Consider the following 15,963-nt stretch of genomic DNA (forward strand, 5'->3'; position numbering starts at 1 on the left):
CCCGCCTCGTGACCACCACGACCCGAGCCTACCTCGAAGGGGGGTCTGCGACCGTCGAGTTTCCTCGCCGTCGGCGCTTAAGAAGTCCGCTTCTCCGGGAATGCAACTACCATAACGGGGTGGTGGCAAAGATCGATGACCGGCCGGAGTCGAGCCTGCACGCCGCGTTCGATCGCTCGGACGCGCACCGCGGCTCGCCGGACAAGCAGCTCGCGTCGTGGCTGTCCGAGCTCGACGTCGGCGTGATCGAAGTCGACGCCGAGCAACGCGTGGTGCGCGTCAACGGGGCAGCGGAGCGGCTGACCGGCTGGTCGATCGTCGAGGCGCGCGGCGCGCTGCTCGATCGCGTGCTCCGGCTGATCCCGGCGGCGGGGACGACGAGCGGAGATCCGGACATCGACGTCGGAGAGATGACGGAGCTGTTCGACGAGGGCGCGCCGGCGAAGGCCGCCGCGCCGCCCGCGCTCACGCCGCGGCGCGAGCCGGTGGCGCCGCTCGCGCCGGTGATCATCGACGAGGGCGCGCTGCGCACGCCGGGCGCGCCGCTCGCCGCGCCCGAGGCAGCTGCGGCGAGTAGACCGACGTCCGCGCGGTACACCGCGCTGCTCGAGCGCCGCGACGGCTCGGTCATCCCCGTCGTCCACACGATCGGCACGCTCACGGGGCGGCCCACGCGCGAGAGCCAGCGCGACTCGAGGCCGCCGCCCGCCCCCGGGCAGCTCATCCTCTTCCGCGAGCTCGGCGCGCCGGGGCCCTTGCCGATCCACCCGGCCAAGCCCCGCTACGACGCGCTGACGCGGCTCCTCGATCGGTACGCGATCATCGATCGCATCGAGGAGGCGCTGAACGACTGCAGGGCGAACAACACGCCGTACGCGCTCTGCTACATCGATCTGGATCGCTTCCGGCTCGTGAACGCCACGTGCGGGCACGAGGCGGGCGACGATCTGCTCCAGTGGGTCGCGACGCGCGTGCACGAGATCGTCGGCCCGAAGGACGCGGCCGGGCGGATCGGCGGCGACGAGTTCGTCCTCTTGCTCGCGGACAAGAGCGAGCGGGAAGCGGAGCGGATCGCGCGCGACCTGCAGATCTGCCTGCTCGAGTTCCGGTTCGGGTGGGCGGAGAAGACGTTCTCGATCGGCGCGAGCATCGGGCTCGTCGTGCTGACCCCGCACTTCGAGCGGGCCGTCGACGTGCTCGGCGCCGCCGATCACGCGTGCCGCATCGCGAAGGAGAACGGGCGCGGGAGGCTGCAGGTCTACCTCGACGACCAGCAGATGACGACGAGCCGGCGCTCGATGCAGTGGGTCGCGAGCCTGCAGCGCCACCTCGCCGAGGGGCGGCTCCGGCTCTACTCGCAGGGCATCCACCCGCTCATCAAGCCGGGCGCGGCGCACACGCCCCACGGCGCGCACTTCGAGGTGCTCGTGCGGCAGCTCGGCGAGGACGGCCGGTTCTATTCGCCGGTCGGCATCATCCAGGCGGCGGAGCAGAGCGGCCTGATCCACGTGATCGATCGCTACGTCGCGCGCCAGGCGTTCCGGCTCATCGGCGCGCTGCCGCAGCACGCGCTGAGGCGCCTCGACACGTGCTCGATCAACCTGTCGGGCGTGTCGCTGCTGCGCGAGGGCCTGCTCGACTTCATCGTCGAGCAGCTGCACCGGGCGCAGGTGCCGCCGAGCAAGATCTGCTTCGAGATCACCGAGACGGCGGCGCTCGCCAACCTCGGCGAGGTGCTGTGGTTCATGCAGGAGCTCGGCGCCATGGGGTGCCGGTTCGCGATCGACGACTTCGGCAGCGGGCACGCGTCGTACGGCTACCTGGAGAGCCTGCCGGTCGACTACGTCAAGATCGACGGCATGTTCGTGCGCGATCTGAAGGACAACTCGCTCCACCGCGCGATCGTGGAGTCGGTGCACCGCATCGGCGACACGCTCGGCATCAAGACCGTCGCCGAGCAGGTGGAGAACCAGGAGATCGCCGATCTGCTCACGTCGATGGGCATCCACTACGCGCAGGGGTGGCACTTCGACAAGCCGCAGCCGCTCGTGGACCTCTGCGGGTCGCTGCGCGCCCAGGGCGAGCCGAGCATCCCGGACGCGACCGGCTCGCCGGAAGGCCGCTGACGCGATCGCGGCGGGAGCCCGGCCGTGCTCGCCGCGCGATCCGCTGGATCCTCCCTAGAAAAGAAGCGCTGACGACGTCGTGAGCGTGACGCCGGCGGCCTGCATCTCGGCGAGCGCGGCGGCGACCCCGGCCTCGGTGATGCCGGCGACGGCGTCGGTCAGGAGCACCGTGCTGTAGCCGCGCTGGGCGAGGCCGAGGGCTGCGGCGCGGACGCAGTAGTCGGTCGCCACGCCGTAGACCACGAGCTCCGGCGCGTCGCCGAGCGCCGCGGCGAGCTCGCGCAGGAACGCCTCGGCAAGCGGGTTCGCGAAGAGGCTGTAGACCTCCTTCTCGAAGTAGACGGCGTGGCTCCTGCGCGCCGCGAGCTCGCGCACCGCCGCGTCGATCGGCGCGCGCTCCACGTTGGGGAGGAAGCGGTAGCGCGGCGGCAGCGTCCCCTCGACCTTCAGCCAGCCCGGCGTCCCCTTCACGCAGTGGTCGGGGAAGCCCGGCTTGCCGCCCTCGGGGGCCGGCGTGTCGTTCGACGCGAACTCCCACGCGTCCCACGCGTGCGAGTCGACCGAGCCGACGATGGGGATCCCGTGCGCGACGGCGTGCTCGGTGAGCCTCCGAAACAGCGCGTTCGGCGAGCCCTTCACGTACAGCGCGCCGGTCTCCTCACAGAAGTCCCGCTGGACGTCGACGTCGACGAACACCCTCGGGGGCGAAGATTGTCGGGGCCATTTACCGCTCGCCATGTCGTCGTCTCCAGTCGTGGGGGGCGCGCGGCCTCTCGCGGCCGCGCACGCCAGGGGGCTCGCTCGCTACCGCTGTCCTGCGCCAGAGGCGACGCGGGCGCGCACCGCCTCCACGAGCGCGCCGAGCCGCGGCGACACGTCGGCCGCGAAGGGCGCGCCCTGCTCGGGCTCGTCGTCGATGGAGAGGAGCGCGTCCGGGAGCCCGGCGAGCTGCGCGCGCGCGCGCAGCCGGACGGCGTCGAGCCCCTCGGGCGGCGCGACCCGGGCGCCGCGCGCCATCACGGGCACGAGCAGCGGCTCGGCGTCGGGGCTCATCGGCTCGGCCTCGAGCGAGATCACGTCGCGGGCGAGCTTCCCCGATCGATCGCGGAAGCGGTGCACCTGGTGCGCGCCGGGCAGGGTCGCCTTCCCTTCCGAGAACTTCGCGATGGGCGTGCGCTCTCCGCCCGCGCCCCGCTCGACGTCGCCGATCTCCACGAGCTTGTAGACGCCGCCCAGCGCCGGGGCGTCGATCGACGTCACGAGGTCCGTCCCGACGCCGTAGAGATCGATCGGCGCCCCGGCGCGCCGGAGCTCGGCGATGCGGTGCTCGTTCAGATCGCCCGAGGCGACGATCTTCGCCGACGTGCAGCCTGCGTCGTCGAGGATCCTGCGCACGGCCACGCTGAGCGCGGCGAGGTCGCCGGAGTCGAGCCGGACCCCCTTCAGCTTGTCGCGCGCGATCGCCGCGGCGCGCGCCGCGCCGACGAGCGTGTCGTAGGTGTCGACGAGCAGGATCGCCGCGCTCGGGAAGACGGCGACGTAGGCCTCGAACGCGGCCTGCTCCGTCGGGTGAGCCATGGTCCACATGTGCGCGGCCGTCCCGAGCACAGGGATGCCGAAGCGCATCCCGGCCTCGACGTTGGAGGTGCCGATACAGCCGACCGCGTACGCGGCCCGCGCAGCGTCGATCGCCGCCTCCGGGTGTGCCCTGCGGCTGCCGAACTCGATGACCCCCGCGTCGCCGGCGGCCAGGACGACGCGCGCGGCCTTCGATGCGATCGCGGTAGCGTGGTTGATGGCGGACAGGGCGAACGTCTCGATGAGCTGCGCCTCGATGAGCGGCGCCGTGACGCGCAGGACCGGCTCGTTCGCGAAGAACGCGGTCCCCTCGGGGATGGCCCAGACGTCGCCGTGGAAGCGGAAGTCCCGCAGGTAGCCGCAGAACGCCGGCGTCATCGCGTCCGCGAGGGCGGGCAGCGCGCTCAGGTAGGCGATCTGCTCCTCGGTGAAGCGGAGCTCCTCAAGGTAGCGCATGACCCGCGCGAGGCCCATCGCGACAAGGAAGCGCCGGTGCCGGGGCAGCCGCCGCACGAAGAGCTCGCACGTCGCGACGCGCGAGGCCATGCCGCGGTGGAAATAGCCCGCCGCCATGGTCAGCTGGTAGAGATCGGTGTGCAGCGCGTCCACAGATCATGGCTAGAGACGCTGGACGTACGGGTCAACCGGAAGATCGCGTGGCGTGAGGCGGTGTGCCGGCCATCCTCACGATCGCTCCCCGGGCCGCCGCGGGCAGCCCCCCGCGACGGCCGCGGCTGGACTAAGCTCCGCGGCCATGGCGGCGAAGATCCTGGACGGCAAGGCGATCGCGCAGAAGGTCCGCGACGAGGTGCGGGAGGGGGTGGCGCGCTTCGTGGCCGCCCACGGTCGGCCCCCCGGCCTCGAGGTGGTGCTCGTCGGTGAGGACCCGGCCAGCGTGACGCACACGCGGAGCAAGGAGCGGATGTCGAACGAGGTCGGCATTCGAGGACGGCTCCGCGCGCTCCCGGCCGCGACGACCGAGGCCGAGCTGCTCGCCTGCGTCGCGGAGCTCGACGCGGACGACACCGTCGACGGGATCCTCGTCCAGCTGCCGCTGCCGGCGCACATCCGCGCGCACGCCGTGCTCGACGCCATCGATCCCGCGAAGGACGTCGACGGCCTCCACCCGGTGAACGCAGGGCTGCTCGCGATGGGCCGCCCGGGCGGCATCGCGCCGTGCACGCCGGTCGGCTGCATGCGCCTGCTCGCCGAGGCGGGCGTCGAGCTCGCCGGCGCCCGCGCGGTGGTGGTGGGGCGGAGCAACCTCGTCGGCAGGCCGATGGCGCAGCTGCTGCTCGCGCGGCACGCGACGGTCGCGATCGCCCACACGCGCACGCGCGATCTGAAGGCGCTCTGCCGCGAGGCCGACGTCCTCGTGGCGGCGGCGGGCAAGGCGAAGCTCATCGGCGGCGACTGGATCAAGGAAGGGGCCACGGTGATCGACGTCGGCATGAACCGCGACGACGCGGGCAAGCTGGTGGGCGACGTCGATTTCGACGCCGTCAGGGAGCGGGCCGCCTGGATCACGCCGGTGCCCGGCGGCGTCGGCCCCATGACGATCGCCTCGCTGCTCGAGACGACGCTGCGCGCCGCGGAAGCGCGCGTCGCGAAGCGGTAGCGATGGCCGTGACGAGGGGGCTCGCGCCCGCGCCGCACCCCGACGCCGACGCGGAGGACGCCTCCGCCGCCGAGCGCGCCGCGGCGTTCGTCGCGCGCGAGACGGCCGTCGCCTGCCCGCCGTTCGTCCCCGAGGTCAAGCTCCACCTGGCGACCGAGGTCACGCCGCTCTGGCACGCGACCGAGGCGGCGCTCACGCGCGCGGGCGTGCCGCCGCCGTACTGGGCGTTCGCGTGGGCGGGCGGGCAGGCGCTCGCGCGGTACCTCCTCGATCATCCCGCGACGGTCTCGGGCAAGCGCGTCCTCGACCTCGCCTCCGGCGGCGGAGTCGTCGCGATCGCCGCGGTGCTCGCCGGCGCCGCGCGCGTGAGCGCCGCCGACATCGATCCGTTCGCCGCGGCGGCGCTCCGGCTGAACGCGGGCCTGAACGGCGTCACCGTCGACGTGATCACCGAGGACCTCACGGCGAGCACCGCGACGGCCGCGTGGGACGTCATCGTGGCGGGCGACGTCTGCTACGAGCGCGCGATGGTCGACCGCGTGCTCCCGTGGCTGCGCCGAGAGGCCGCGCGCGCCACCGCGGTGATCGTCGGCGATCCCGGGCGCGCCTATTGCCCCTCGGAGGCGGTCGAGGAGCTCGCGCGGTACCAGGTCCCCACGTCGCTCGACCTCGAAGGCCGCGAGCAGCGCGAGACGCGGGTGCTGCGGCTGCTGCCGCGCCGTTCGGGCCGCGAGGGGAGGCAGCCCGGCCGGTAGGCGGCGTCCGGAGGCGCGGCGCCTCACGGGCCGAGGCGCCGCCTACTACTCCGCGCCGAGCCGTCCTCCGTTCAGCCGGCGCACGTGCCCCCCGGTCGCCGCCGCGAAGGCCGCGTCGTTCGTCGTGAGGAGCGTCGCCTTCCCCTCCGCGCGGCGCTGCTCGATGAGCTCCAGCACCGTGCGCGCCCCCTCGGCGTCCAGCCCGTTGGTCGGCTCGTCGATCACGAGCAGCCAAGGATCGCCCACCAGCGCCGCGAGAACGAGCGCGCGCTTGCGCTGACCGAACGACAGGCCGGAGAGCCGCCGTCGGTAGAAGGCGGCCGCGCCGAGCCGCTCGATCCACGCGCGCCACGCGCCGTCGAGCGGCGGCGCCTGCTTGAGCGCGCGCACGAGGGCGCAGAGCTCCGCGACCTGGAGATCGGGCAGCGCCTCGGTCGCGTCGGGCGCGTAGCCGAGCCGGCGCCGCGCCGAGGCCGCGGCGCCGTGGACGGCCTCCCCCGAGAGCGTCACGGCGCCGCGATCGGGCTCCAGCAACCCGACGACGACCCGCAGCAAGGTCGATTTGCCGGCGCCGTTTTCGCCCATCACGACCGCCACCTCCGAAGGTCCGCAGCGGAGTTCGACGCCCGAGAGCACGTCCCTGCCCGAGAGCCGCTTGTGGATCCCCATCGCCTCCAGCGTCACAGCGCCCTCCCCTCTCCTGCCGCCGCGCCGCGCCCGCGCCCCGGCGAGAGCCAGCGCGCGCCGGCGGGCCCCGCGAGCAGCGCGGCCGCCGGAGCGAAGGCCGCGAGCGCGAGATCACCCAGCGTCCACGCGGCCGCGATCGACGCCGCGATCGCCGCGAGCACCGAGAGCAGCACCCGGCTGCTGTCGCGGCCGTCCTGCCGCACGGACCACCGGACGCAGCCGAGCGCGATCGCGGCGAGGAGCAGCCCCGCGAGCCCCGCGCCACCGACCAGGCGCAACGTCACCGAGGGGGCCGCGCCGGTGAGCGCGCCGACCACCGCGCCGTGCCCGAGCGCGAGCGCGACGAGCGGCGCGGCCACCGCCGCGGCGACGGCGCCCGCGCGGAGCCCGGCCGCCGCGCCGCACGCGTCGAGGAGCCACGCGAGCCGCCGCTCCTCGCGCAGGACCGGACCGGAGAGGCCAGCGCCCGCGCAGAGCACGACCGGCGCGAGCGCGACGAGCGACGCCGCGGCGAGCGACCCGCCGCCGAACCGCCCGCTGTTCCGGGCCCAGGCCGCCGCGGCGAGCGCGCCGATCGCCGCGAGCGCGAGGCCCCGCACGAGGACCGCGCGGTGGCCACGGACGAGCGCCGCCAGGTAGGCGAGCGCGAGCGCGACCAGCGCAGGCGCCGCCGATGGAATCATCGAGCGCTCGCGGCCGGCGGGGATCTCTGGCGCGCGGGCGACGGCCGCGCGCAGCCCGACGGCCAGCGCGGGCGCGGCGCACGCGAGCAGCACCGACGCCGGGGCCCCGAGCGCGATGGCGCCCACGAGCAGCGCGAGGGCCGAGAGCTCGCGCGCGCCGCGCGGACGGGCGAGGAGCATGCAGCGCGCCGCGAGCGCCGCGGCGCCGGCGGCGCAGCCGGCGAGCGCGCCGGCGCCGACCGCCCAGAGCGCCACCCACGGGAGCTCGGCGACGGCGAGGAGCAGCGCGTGAGCCGAGAGCAGCTCGCGGCGCGGGACCGGCAGCGCGCGGAGAAAGAACGTCGCCGGAGCGCGGAGCAGCGCGCGCGCCGCCGGCGTCCCGACGAGCAACCACGCCCCCCACAGCGCGACCCGGAACAGGGGCGACTCACCCGCGAGGCCCGTGAGCTGCGAGGGGTGCATCCCGTTGCCGCCGAACACGACCGCCGCGACGAGGCCCATGCCCATGTACAGCGGCATGGCGCGCGCGAAGGCGTCCTTCCCGGCCGTCGAGACCAGGACGCGCACGACGAGGGCGAAGCGGCGCAGCACGTCACGTGCTTGTACCCCACGGCGGGCCGGATGCTCCCCATCGGAAGCGCATGACGGGGCCGCTCCACGAGCCGATCGCGGCGAGGGAGCGGATCCCCTCGCCGCGACGGTGTCCTGTTGCGATGGATCCGGACCGGAAGCGGCGGCCGCGCCGCCCCCCTACCGCGCTGGCCAGCGCGACGGTCGTCCCCGCCCGCGTGGCCGGTGTCGCGGAGCGCGCCGGAAGCAGTAGACTCGACCGGGTGAGCCGCTCCCCTGGGCGCCGTGGCCCCAACCCATCGCAGCTCTCGCTGTTCGGTGCAGCGCCGGAGCCCGCCGCTGCCGAGGCGGCGCGCGAGCGCGACGCGATGGCGGCGGTCTACGACGACGCCGCCCGCCTGGCGGCGCGGCTGCCGCCGGGGCTCCACCTCGGCACGAGCTCGTGGAGCTTCCCCGGCTGGCAGGGCCTCGTCTACGCCGCGCGGCAGAGCACGGAGGAGCTCGCGCGCGATGGCCTCGCCGAGTACGCCCGGCACCCGCTGCTCACGACGGTCGGAATCGACCGCAGCTTCTACGCCCCCGTCCCCGACAGCGACTTCCGCCGTTACGGAGCGCAGCTGCCGGACGGCTTCCGCTGCGTATCGAAGGCGCTGCACGCCGTCGTGTCCCAGACGCTGGAGCGATCGCAGACCCCGCCTAACGAGGACGAGGGGCGCGGCGCGGGCCCCGCTCGCCTCGAGCCGAACCCGGATTTCCTCTCGGTGCCGCTCTTCCTCTCGCGCGTCGCCGCGCCGCTGCTCACGGTGTTCCGGGCGCACGCGGGGCCGGTGCTGCTCGAGCTGCCCCCGGTCGGCCCGCCCCACCGGCTCCCGCCGGCCGCGTTCTTCGAGCGGCTCGACGCGTTCCTCGGCGCGCTGCCGCGCGAGCTCTCCTGCGCGGTCGAGCTCAGGGAGCGCGCCTATTTCACCGGCGAGTACCGGGAGATCCTTGGCGCGCGCGGCGTCGCCCACGCCTACAGCTACTGGCGCAACATGCCGTCTCCCGGGGCCCAGGCCGATGTGGTGCCCGTCTCGAACGCCCCGTTCGCGGTCGTCCGGCTCTCGCTCAAGCCCGGTCGCCGCTACGAGGCGGAGAAGCGCCGGTTCCACCCGTTCAACCGGGTGGTCGAGCCGGATCCCGAGATGCGCGCGGAGGTCGCGCAGATCCTCTGCGAGGCCGCGGCGCTGCGCATCGAGAGCTTCACGCTCGTGAACAACAAGGCCGAGGGCTCGGCGCCCCTGACCGTGCGCGCCATCGCCGAGGAGGTCGCCGCAGCGTGGCGCGAGCCCACGGCGCCCACGACGACCGCCGGCGGGTGAGCCCGACCAGGGCAGGACGGAGCGGGCCGGCGCGACGCGCGCGCCAGCGCCGCGGAGAGGACAGGCTGGAAAGGGTCGCCGTGCGGGCAGCCTCGGGGCCGCGCGGCGCGCCCCTCCCCGCTACCGCGCGCGAAAAGGGCTCTCCTCGCCGTACCATTCGTGCAACACCTCGTGCGCCATGGCCCGAGCGCCGGCGCGCCGGCCGCGGCAGAGGACGCGCACAGCGCTTGGAGGTGCCCAGTGAATCGCAGTGAAGCTCCGGCCCGCGCCGATGTGGTCATCGTCGGCGCCGGCCACAACGGTCTCGTCGCCGCCGTCCTCCTCGCCCGCCGCGGGCTCGACGTGGTGGTGCTCGAGGAGAAGGACGCGGTCGGCGGCGCGGTGAAGACCGAGCACCCCTTCCAGAAGGCGCCGGGCCTCGGCGTCTCGAGCGGCGCCTACCTGCTCGGGCTCGCCCCCCCCGAGCTGCTCCGCGAGGTCGGCGTCGCCCTCCCCCTCCGGCGGCGCGATCCGCACTATTTCCTCCCGACCACGGACCGGCGCTACCTGCTCTTCGGCTCGGACCAGGCCGCGATGAAGCGGCAGTTCCTTGAGTTCTTCTCCCAGGACGACTGGGACGCGAACAGCGCGCTCCAGGCCGAGCTCGCCGCGCTCCGGGACGACATCGCCCCGACGTGGCTCGCGGAGCCGCTCTCCATCGAGGAGACGGCGGAGCGTTACGTGCGGCCCGCCCTCCGGCAGACGTTCGTGGCGCTCTGCCGGGGCACGATCTCCGACTACCTCGCGCGGTTCGGCTGGAAGAGCGATCTCCTCAAGGCGATGTACGCCGTGACCGACGCCTTCTCGGGGCTCGCGGGCGGCTTCGAGTCGCCCGGCACCGGCATGAACTTCCTCATCCACAACATGTGCCGCCTCCCCGGCGCGGACGGGACCTGGATGATCGTCGAGGGCGGCATGGGCACGATCTCCCGCCTCTTCGCCGAGAAGGCGAGGGCCGAGGGCGCGACGATCGTCACCGGCGCGCGCGTCGCGCGGATCGAGGCGTCCGGGGGCGCCGTCTCCGGCGTGCTCCTCGAGGACGGCACGCGCATCGCCGCGAAGGTGGTCGTCTCGAACGCCGATCCGTACCGCACCCGCGCGCTCGCCGGCGAGGCGGCGATCGGGGCCTCGCTCTCGGCGCGGCTCGACGCGCTCGCGAAGGACGGCTCGACGCTCAAGGTCAACATGGCGCTGACCGGCCTGCCCACGTTCACGTGCCTCCCGGAGGATCGCGGGCAGTTCGGGCCGACCATCCACCTCCTGCCCGACGAGGACGTCGTGATGGACACGCTGCGGCAGGCCCACCGCGACGCGATGAGCGGGCGCCTCCCGGAGTTCCCCGCGATCGAGTGGTACTTCCACACGCCGATCGACCCGAGCCTGCGCGACGCGGAGGGCCACCACAACGCGGCGCTCTTCGTGCAGTGGGTGCCCTACGCGCTCGCGGGCGGCGAGACGTGGGACGAGGCCGCGCCGCGCTACGTGAAGCACCTCCTCTCGATCTGCGATCGCTTCGCGCCTGGGATGAGCGACCTCGTGCTGGAGACGTTCACGCTGGCGCCGCCGGACATCGAGCGGCACTTCGGGATCACGAAGGGGCACATCCACCACATCGACAACAGCTTCGGCTTCGCCGATCGCGTACCTTACCGGTTCGGGCTCGCCGGGCTCTACTCGTGCAGCGCGGGGACGCACCCGGCCGGGTCGGTCATCGGCGCGGCTGGGCACAACGCAGCGAAGGCCGCGCTCGCCGACCTCGGCAAGTGAGACGTGCGCCGGCGGTCAGGCCGCCGCGCCGGCGCCGTCACGCCGCCGCGCGCGCAACCGTCCCCTTCGCCGTCACCACCGCGCGCTCGAGCGGGGCGCCGGCGCCGAGGACCACCTGCGCGCCCGGCCAGACCACACACCCGCGCGCCGCGCCCGCCCCCTCGACCCGCGCCCCCGCCCCGACGACGCTGCCCGCCACGTCCACGCCTTCGGCGACGGACGCCCCCGGGCCGACGTAGCTCCGCAAGCCGCGCTGCGAGAGCCAGCGCGCGCTCGCCGCCAGGTACGCGGCCAGCGTTCCGATGTCGTGCCACACGGCGGGCGCCGCGAACGTCGCGAGCGAGCGCCCCTCGCGCAGCCACGGCAGGTACACGTCCCCCACCATGCACCCGCGCGGCGGCAGCCTTCGCCGGAGCGCCCCGCCGACCACGTGCACGCCCACGAAATCGCCGCCCGCGACCTCGTCACCGAAGCGCTCGCCGCGGAGCCGCACCACCTCGCCCCGCGCGCCGACGCCGACCGTCCCCTCCCCGGCCGGCCGCGGCGCGACAGCGAGCGTCGCGCCCGCGCCGTGATGGCCGTGCGCCGCCGAGAGCGCCGCCACGTCGAGATCGATCAGGATGTCGCCGTTCCAGAGGACCACGTCGCCCTCGCCGAGCGCGCCCGCCGCGTTCGCGAGGCCCCCGGCGGTGCCGAGGGGCTCCGGCTCGTGCAGGACCTCGACGGGCACCGGGAACGCCGCGAGCAGATCGCGCGAGAATCGCTCCGCGAGGTGGGACTTGTTCACCGCGACGCGAACGACGCCGCCCGCGGCGAGCCGCTCGGCGATGTGCGCGATGAGCGGCCGATCGCCGAGCCACAGGAGCGGCTTCGGCATCTCGTCCGTGAGCGGGCGGAGCCGGGTCCCGAGCCCCGCCGCGAGGATCATGGCAGAGGCCATGGCCGCGAGGATCGCCCCTTCACGGGGAACGTTCAAGAAATCGAGGTCGCCACGGCGCGACCGCGCAGCCGCGCGCCGGCGCCAGCGGAGATCGCGGCCATCGGCCCGATCCCTCGTTCAGCTCACTCCCCCCGCTCGGGCAGCCCCCGCGCCGCGCGCTCGAGCAGCTCGTGCCCCGTCGCGTCCCCCTCCTCGATGTGCGCGACACCGATGCGGAGGGTCATCCGGAAGGGCGTCGTGGCCGCTCGCCGGAAGCGGTGCTGGCGCACCTTCTCGCCGAGCACCTTCGCGAACGCGGACGCCCGCGTCCGGCCGATCCCGGGGCAGACGATCGCGAGGGTGTCGCGGCGGTAGCGCCCGAGCAGCCCGCCTTCCGGCACGTAGATCCTGACGATGCGCGCGAGATCGCCGAGGATGCGATCGACCCCGGCTCGGCCCTGCGTCTCCTCGATGCCCTGGAGCCCCTCCACGCTGAGCAGCAGCAGCGAGAGCCTCCTCGTCCGCTGCTCCCTGGCGCGCTGCACCTCCTTCTTCAGGAAGGCCCGGAGCCGCTCCTCGTGGACGACCGCGGCGAGGTCCTCGTCGCGCTGGCGTGACTCGCCGGCCTTGGGCCCTGGTTCCGGAGGCTTTGGCCCGGGGTCCGACGGCGAGCTGGCGCGCCGGTCGTCGGCGGCGCGCCGGTCGTCCGCGTCGACCCCGCGGGTCTCGACCCCGCGGCGGGACGACGGCGGCGGGTTCGTGGGCCGCTCGGGCGGGGGCGGCGTCGACGGGGCGGGCGCGCCGAGCGCCTCCGCCATCAGCGTGACGGCCGCCGTGGCGCGCTCGAAGCGGTCCTTCGGGTCGATCGCGGTCGCCTGCTGGAACCACGCGTCGAAGGCGGGCGGCAGCCGGATGCTGCTGCGGCGCCGCGCGGCGCGGGCGCTCGGAGGCTCGGGCAACCCTGCCACCATCCGCTGGAGGAGCGCGTAGACCGACGGCAGGACGTTGGCCTCGGTCAGCCAGTACGGGCTGCCCACGAGCAGCGCGAAGGCGACATGCGCGAGCGCATGGATGTCGGTCTTCGGCCCGACGGCGACGTCGCCGCGGATCTGCTCGGGCGCCATGTAGAGGGGCGTCCCGACCATTGCCGTGCGGTCCGCCATGCTGCGGTGCGCCACGACCTTCGCCAGCCCAAAATCAAGGACCTTCACGCAAGGGGAGCCGTCGTCCCGCCTCGTCAGGAAGAGGTTTGCCGGCTTGAGGTCCCGGTGGACGATGGCGGCCGCGTGCATCTTGTCGAGCGCGCGCGCGACCTGGCCCAGGTAGAGCACCACCTCGGCCGGCGGCAGCGGGCCGCGGCGAGCCGACAGGCTCGCGAGCTCCTCACCCTGGAGCAGGTCCATGACGAGGAACGGCATCCCCGAGTCGGCGTCGATGCCGGCATCGGAGATGTGAACGATGTGGTCGCTCTCGATCCCGCCCGTGATCTTGGCTTCCTGGGCGAACCGGGCGCGCTGGGCCGGGTCCTGGATGGAGCCGGGGAGCATCACCTTGAGCGCTCGGCGGCGGTCCGTGACCACGTCCACGACCTCGTACACCGCCCCCATCCCGCCCGTCTTGATGGGGCGCACGACGCGGTACCGCCCATGGAAAGGCGTGTCGGGTCGGAGCTGCGCGAGGCTCGGCGGATCCATAGGGTGATCGCGGCCCTGGGAGCATAGATCGGACCGGGCCTTGTCCGGTCGCCGTTCGCGCCCCCCGAGGTGGGGTGGGCAGCTGGTGTGTGCCGGAAAACTCGACGCCTCCGGCGGCCGCGTGGTAGCTCCGCCGGGTGGGTTTCTCTGCGCTCGCCGTCCTCTCCGCCGCGAGGCGGAGCTCCGCGCCCTGGGCCGCGGCCGCGTTGCTCGGCCTCGGCGCCGTGACCCTCATCACAGCGCCGAGCTGCGGCAACGACGCTGTGGGCGTCGACGCCTGCCGGCGGATCGAGCAGGCCCGGTGCGAGGCGGCCGCCGTGTGCCCGGAGTGGATCGGCTCCGGGGACGCCGAAGAGCGGGTGAACACCTGCGTCGAGTTCTACTGGGACCAGTGCCTGCACGGCTTCGAGAGCGGCGCCGGCGGCGGCCAGACCGTGGCAGAGCCGACGACCCTCCAGGTCGATGCCTGCGTTGCCGCCGTCGGCGAGGCGCGCGCCTGCGCCAGCGCCAAGGTCGCGTCCATGGCGGAGTGCTCTGCGACGCCGCTCGCCGCGGGCGTGGACCGCGCGATCACCCCCTGCAAGGTGATCACCGCGCAGGCGGAGGCGCTCGAGGCCTGCGCGTTCGTCGCCGCCCCGAACAGCGGCGGCGCCGGCAGCGGCAGCTCTGGCAACGCGGGCAGCGGCGGCTCCGGCGGCGGCAGCGCGGGCAACGGCGGCGGCAGCGATGGCTCCGGCGGCGGCAGCGGCGGCTCCGGCGGCAGCAGCGCGGGCAGCGGTGGCTCCGGCGGCGGCAACGGCGGCTCCGGCGGCTCCGGCGGGTCCTAATACAGCTGCGGAAGGAGCCTGCGCTGACGCGATGAGCGGCGACAGCGTGCCCGCGGCGCTCCATCGACGTGAAGAGGCGTTGCGGGGTCGGTTCCCGTAGAGAGCGGGCGCCCGCAGCTTCCGCGAGCTCATCACCGCCTCGCGAGCGCGAGCGGCGCATCGGGCAGCTCGCCCGCGAGCGCCGCCTCCGCCGGCGCCTCCTCTCGCGGGCTTCGCTCGGCCGCGCGCCGTGCCCGGCGCCGCGCCCGCGCAGCTGGGCCGCGTTTCATGTGGCGCCGTTCCCCGGCTTGGACTAGTGCCCCCTGCCGATGGGCCGAGCTCGAGCTGGTTTCGGAACGTTGTTCGCTGCGGATCACGCGCGCGGGCGCTCCCCGCGACTCCGGGCCGGACGGTGCGCCCTGGCGCTCGCCGTCCTCGCGCTCACGGCCTGCGCCGACGGGTCCAACGGCGACGACGACGTGCAGCTCGGGACGTCGATGACCATCGACCCGCTCGCCTTCCTGGGCGACGTCCAGTGCTCGGGTTCGGACGAGCTGGAAGCCATCCGCAGCTACGTCGCCACGCTCACCGACAACAGCGCGGAGGGCGGGCCGTCCCCCCTCGCCTCGTCGCCGCCAATCTCCTGTGCGTGGAGCGTGTCGTTCACCTCCGTCGTCGAGGGGCACGAGTACACGGTCAGGATCGACGGCTACGGGGGGGAGTTCGCCGATGAGCTCACGCCCAAAGGTGGCGAGACCTCCGGAAACCCCGAAATGCTGCTCCCCAACGGTGACAAGGCCGACCCGATCTGGACGTGGGAGTGCCCCGACCCCGACGCCCCGGACGGCGCCGGCTCGATCGTGGCGGAGAAGGACGTAGAAATCGTCGTCCGGACGTGCGCCAAGCCCACCCGCGTCGAGCCTTGACCCTTCCGGCGCCCCCGGTGTGTCGCCTCATGCTCCCACCGCGCCGTCCAGCTCCCCCGCCCAGGACGCTCCCGCGCTCTCGCTGCGCTGTCCGGCCCCCCTGATGCGCCCTCGCCAGACGCCTCGCGGCGTCCGGCGAGGAGCCGGCGGCAGGCCGCGATCCGCGCCCGCGCGCGTGGTCAGGAACGCCCTCTGAGGCCGGCAAACCCTTTGCGCCGGCCTGCCCCTTGGAGTACCTGAACGCATCCGTCGCATCCCCTGAACAGCGTGGGTCATAGGGCGGGCGGCGAAGGCCGGACTCCACCTCGTCGCTCGTCGTTCGAGGCCAGGGCCGCTTCTGCTGCTCCGCTCGACGCTCGAGCCGCGCTGGGATGGGCCTCTACGACGGGGGCCGAGCGCGCGCCGCGCCCGCCCCCCGCGCCTCGGGTGCAGGTCCC

The 15,963-nt window shown here is 74.4% G+C and carries 13 protein-coding genes; 7 read left to right on the forward strand and 6 right to left on the reverse strand.

Going from position 1 to position 15,963, the window contains the following annotated elements; all coding sequences use genetic code 11:
• Window positions 1-122: 122 nt before the first annotated feature.
• Entirely contained in the window at window positions 123-2,126 is a 2,004-nt protein-coding gene (locus tag WME73_RS21030; RefSeq protein WP_437747193.1) for a putative bifunctional diguanylate cyclase/phosphodiesterase, read from the forward strand.
• A gap of 54 nt (window positions 2,127-2,180) precedes the next feature.
• On the opposite strand, the gene WME73_RS21035 is transcribed toward WME73_RS21030, so the two are convergent.
• Both WME73_RS21035 and WME73_RS21040 read right to left on the reverse strand, forming a co-directional pair.
• The gene (locus WME73_RS21035) at window positions 2,181-2,864 is read right to left on the reverse strand and encodes a cysteine hydrolase family protein (protein WP_437747194.1); all 684 of its coding nucleotides are present in this window, start codon (window positions 2,862-2,864) and stop codon (window positions 2,181-2,183) included.
• Window positions 2,865-2,930: 66 nt separating this feature from the next.
• A complete protein-coding gene (locus tag WME73_RS21040; RefSeq protein WP_437916873.1) occupies window positions 2,931-4,313 on the reverse strand; it encodes a nicotinate phosphoribosyltransferase in 1,383 nt (460 codons plus the stop codon).
• Between the two features lie 145 nt (window positions 4,314-4,458).
• Between WME73_RS21040 and folD the strand changes: the two genes are divergently transcribed.
• Together folD and WME73_RS21050 are read left to right on the forward strand one after the other, a co-directional pair.
• On the forward strand, window positions 4,459-5,322 hold the full coding sequence (gene folD, locus WME73_RS21045; protein ID WP_437747196.1) for a bifunctional methylenetetrahydrofolate dehydrogenase/methenyltetrahydrofolate cyclohydrolase FolD: 864 nt from the start codon (window positions 4,459-4,461) through the stop codon (window positions 5,320-5,322).
• A 2-nt stretch (window positions 5,323-5,324) separates the two neighbouring features.
• A complete protein-coding gene (locus WME73_RS21050) occupies window positions 5,325-6,077 on the forward strand; it encodes a class I SAM-dependent methyltransferase (RefSeq protein WP_437916874.1) in 753 nt (250 codons plus the stop codon).
• Between the two features lie 45 nt (window positions 6,078-6,122).
• On the opposite strand, the gene WME73_RS21055 is transcribed toward WME73_RS21050, so the two are convergent.
• Together WME73_RS21055 and WME73_RS21060 are read right to left on the reverse strand one after the other, a co-directional pair.
• Window positions 6,123-6,761 (reverse strand): ATP-binding cassette domain-containing protein, encoded by a 639-nt coding sequence (locus WME73_RS21055; RefSeq protein ID WP_437747198.1) that lies wholly within the window; start codon window positions 6,759-6,761, stop codon window positions 6,123-6,125.
• Complete coding sequence (locus WME73_RS21060; protein WP_437916875.1) at window positions 6,758-8,038, reverse strand: hypothetical protein; 1,281 nt, start codon at window positions 8,036-8,038, stop codon at window positions 6,758-6,760. Before WME73_RS21060 ends, WME73_RS21055 begins: the two co-directional genes overlap by 4 nt.
• Window positions 8,039-8,280: 242 nt before the next feature.
• Here WME73_RS21060 and WME73_RS21065 point away from each other — a divergent pair, with 242 nt between their 5' ends.
• A complete protein-coding gene (locus WME73_RS21065; protein WP_437916876.1) occupies window positions 8,281-9,375 on the forward strand; it encodes a DUF72 domain-containing protein in 1,095 nt (364 codons plus the stop codon).
• 240 nt (window positions 9,376-9,615) lie between these two features.
• Window positions 9,616-11,181 (forward strand): phytoene desaturase family protein, encoded by a 1,566-nt coding sequence (locus tag WME73_RS21070; RefSeq protein ID WP_437916877.1) that lies wholly within the window; start codon window positions 9,616-9,618, stop codon window positions 11,179-11,181.
• Between the two features lie 37 nt (window positions 11,182-11,218).
• On the opposite strand, the gene WME73_RS21075 is transcribed toward WME73_RS21070, so the two are convergent.
• Window positions 11,219-12,157, reverse strand: coding sequence for a sugar phosphate nucleotidyltransferase (locus WME73_RS21075; RefSeq protein ID WP_437916878.1), 939 nt, complete (start codon window positions 12,155-12,157; stop codon window positions 11,219-11,221).
• Between the two features lie 86 nt (window positions 12,158-12,243).
• Window positions 12,244-13,794 carry a protein kinase domain-containing protein gene (locus WME73_RS21080; protein ID WP_437747203.1) on the reverse strand — a complete coding sequence of 517 codons (1,551 nt, stop codon included), beginning with the start codon at window positions 13,792-13,794 and terminating at the stop codon, window positions 12,244-12,246.
• Window positions 13,795-13,931: 137 nt separating this feature from the next.
• On the opposite strand from WME73_RS21080, the gene WME73_RS21085 reads away from it, so the two are divergent.
• Both WME73_RS21085 and WME73_RS21090 read left to right on the forward strand, forming a co-directional pair.
• Entirely contained in the window at window positions 13,932-14,621 is a 690-nt protein-coding gene (locus WME73_RS21085; RefSeq protein WP_437916879.1) for a hypothetical protein, read from the forward strand.
• A 338-nt stretch (window positions 14,622-14,959) separates the two neighbouring features.
• Window positions 14,960-15,526 (forward strand): hypothetical protein, encoded by a 567-nt coding sequence (locus WME73_RS21090; protein ID WP_437747205.1) that lies wholly within the window; start codon window positions 14,960-14,962, stop codon window positions 15,524-15,526.
• The last annotated feature ends 437 nt before the right edge of the window (window positions 15,527-15,963 follow it).

This window comes from Sorangium sp. So ce302, assembly GCF_051530145.1.
Lineage (GTDB): Bacteria > Myxococcota_A > Polyangia > Polyangiales > Polyangiaceae > Sorangium > Sorangium cellulosum_B.

Excerpts from the sequence above, each read along its gene's own strand:
- WME73_RS21080 (WP_437747203.1), bottom strand. The coding sequence starts at position 13,794 with ATGGATCCGCCGAGCCTCGCGCAGCTCCGACCCGACACGCCTTTCCAT.
- WME73_RS21035 (WP_437747194.1), bottom strand. The coding sequence starts at position 2,864 with ATGGCGAGCGGTAAATGGCCCCGACAATCTTCGCCCCCGAGGGTGTTC.
- WME73_RS21050 (WP_437916874.1), top strand. The coding sequence starts at position 5,325 with ATGGCCGTGACGAGGGGGCTCGCGCCCGCGCCGCACCCCGACGCCGAC.
- folD (WP_437747196.1), top strand. The coding sequence starts at position 4,459 with ATGGCGGCGAAGATCCTGGACGGCAAGGCGATCGCGCAGAAGGTCCGC.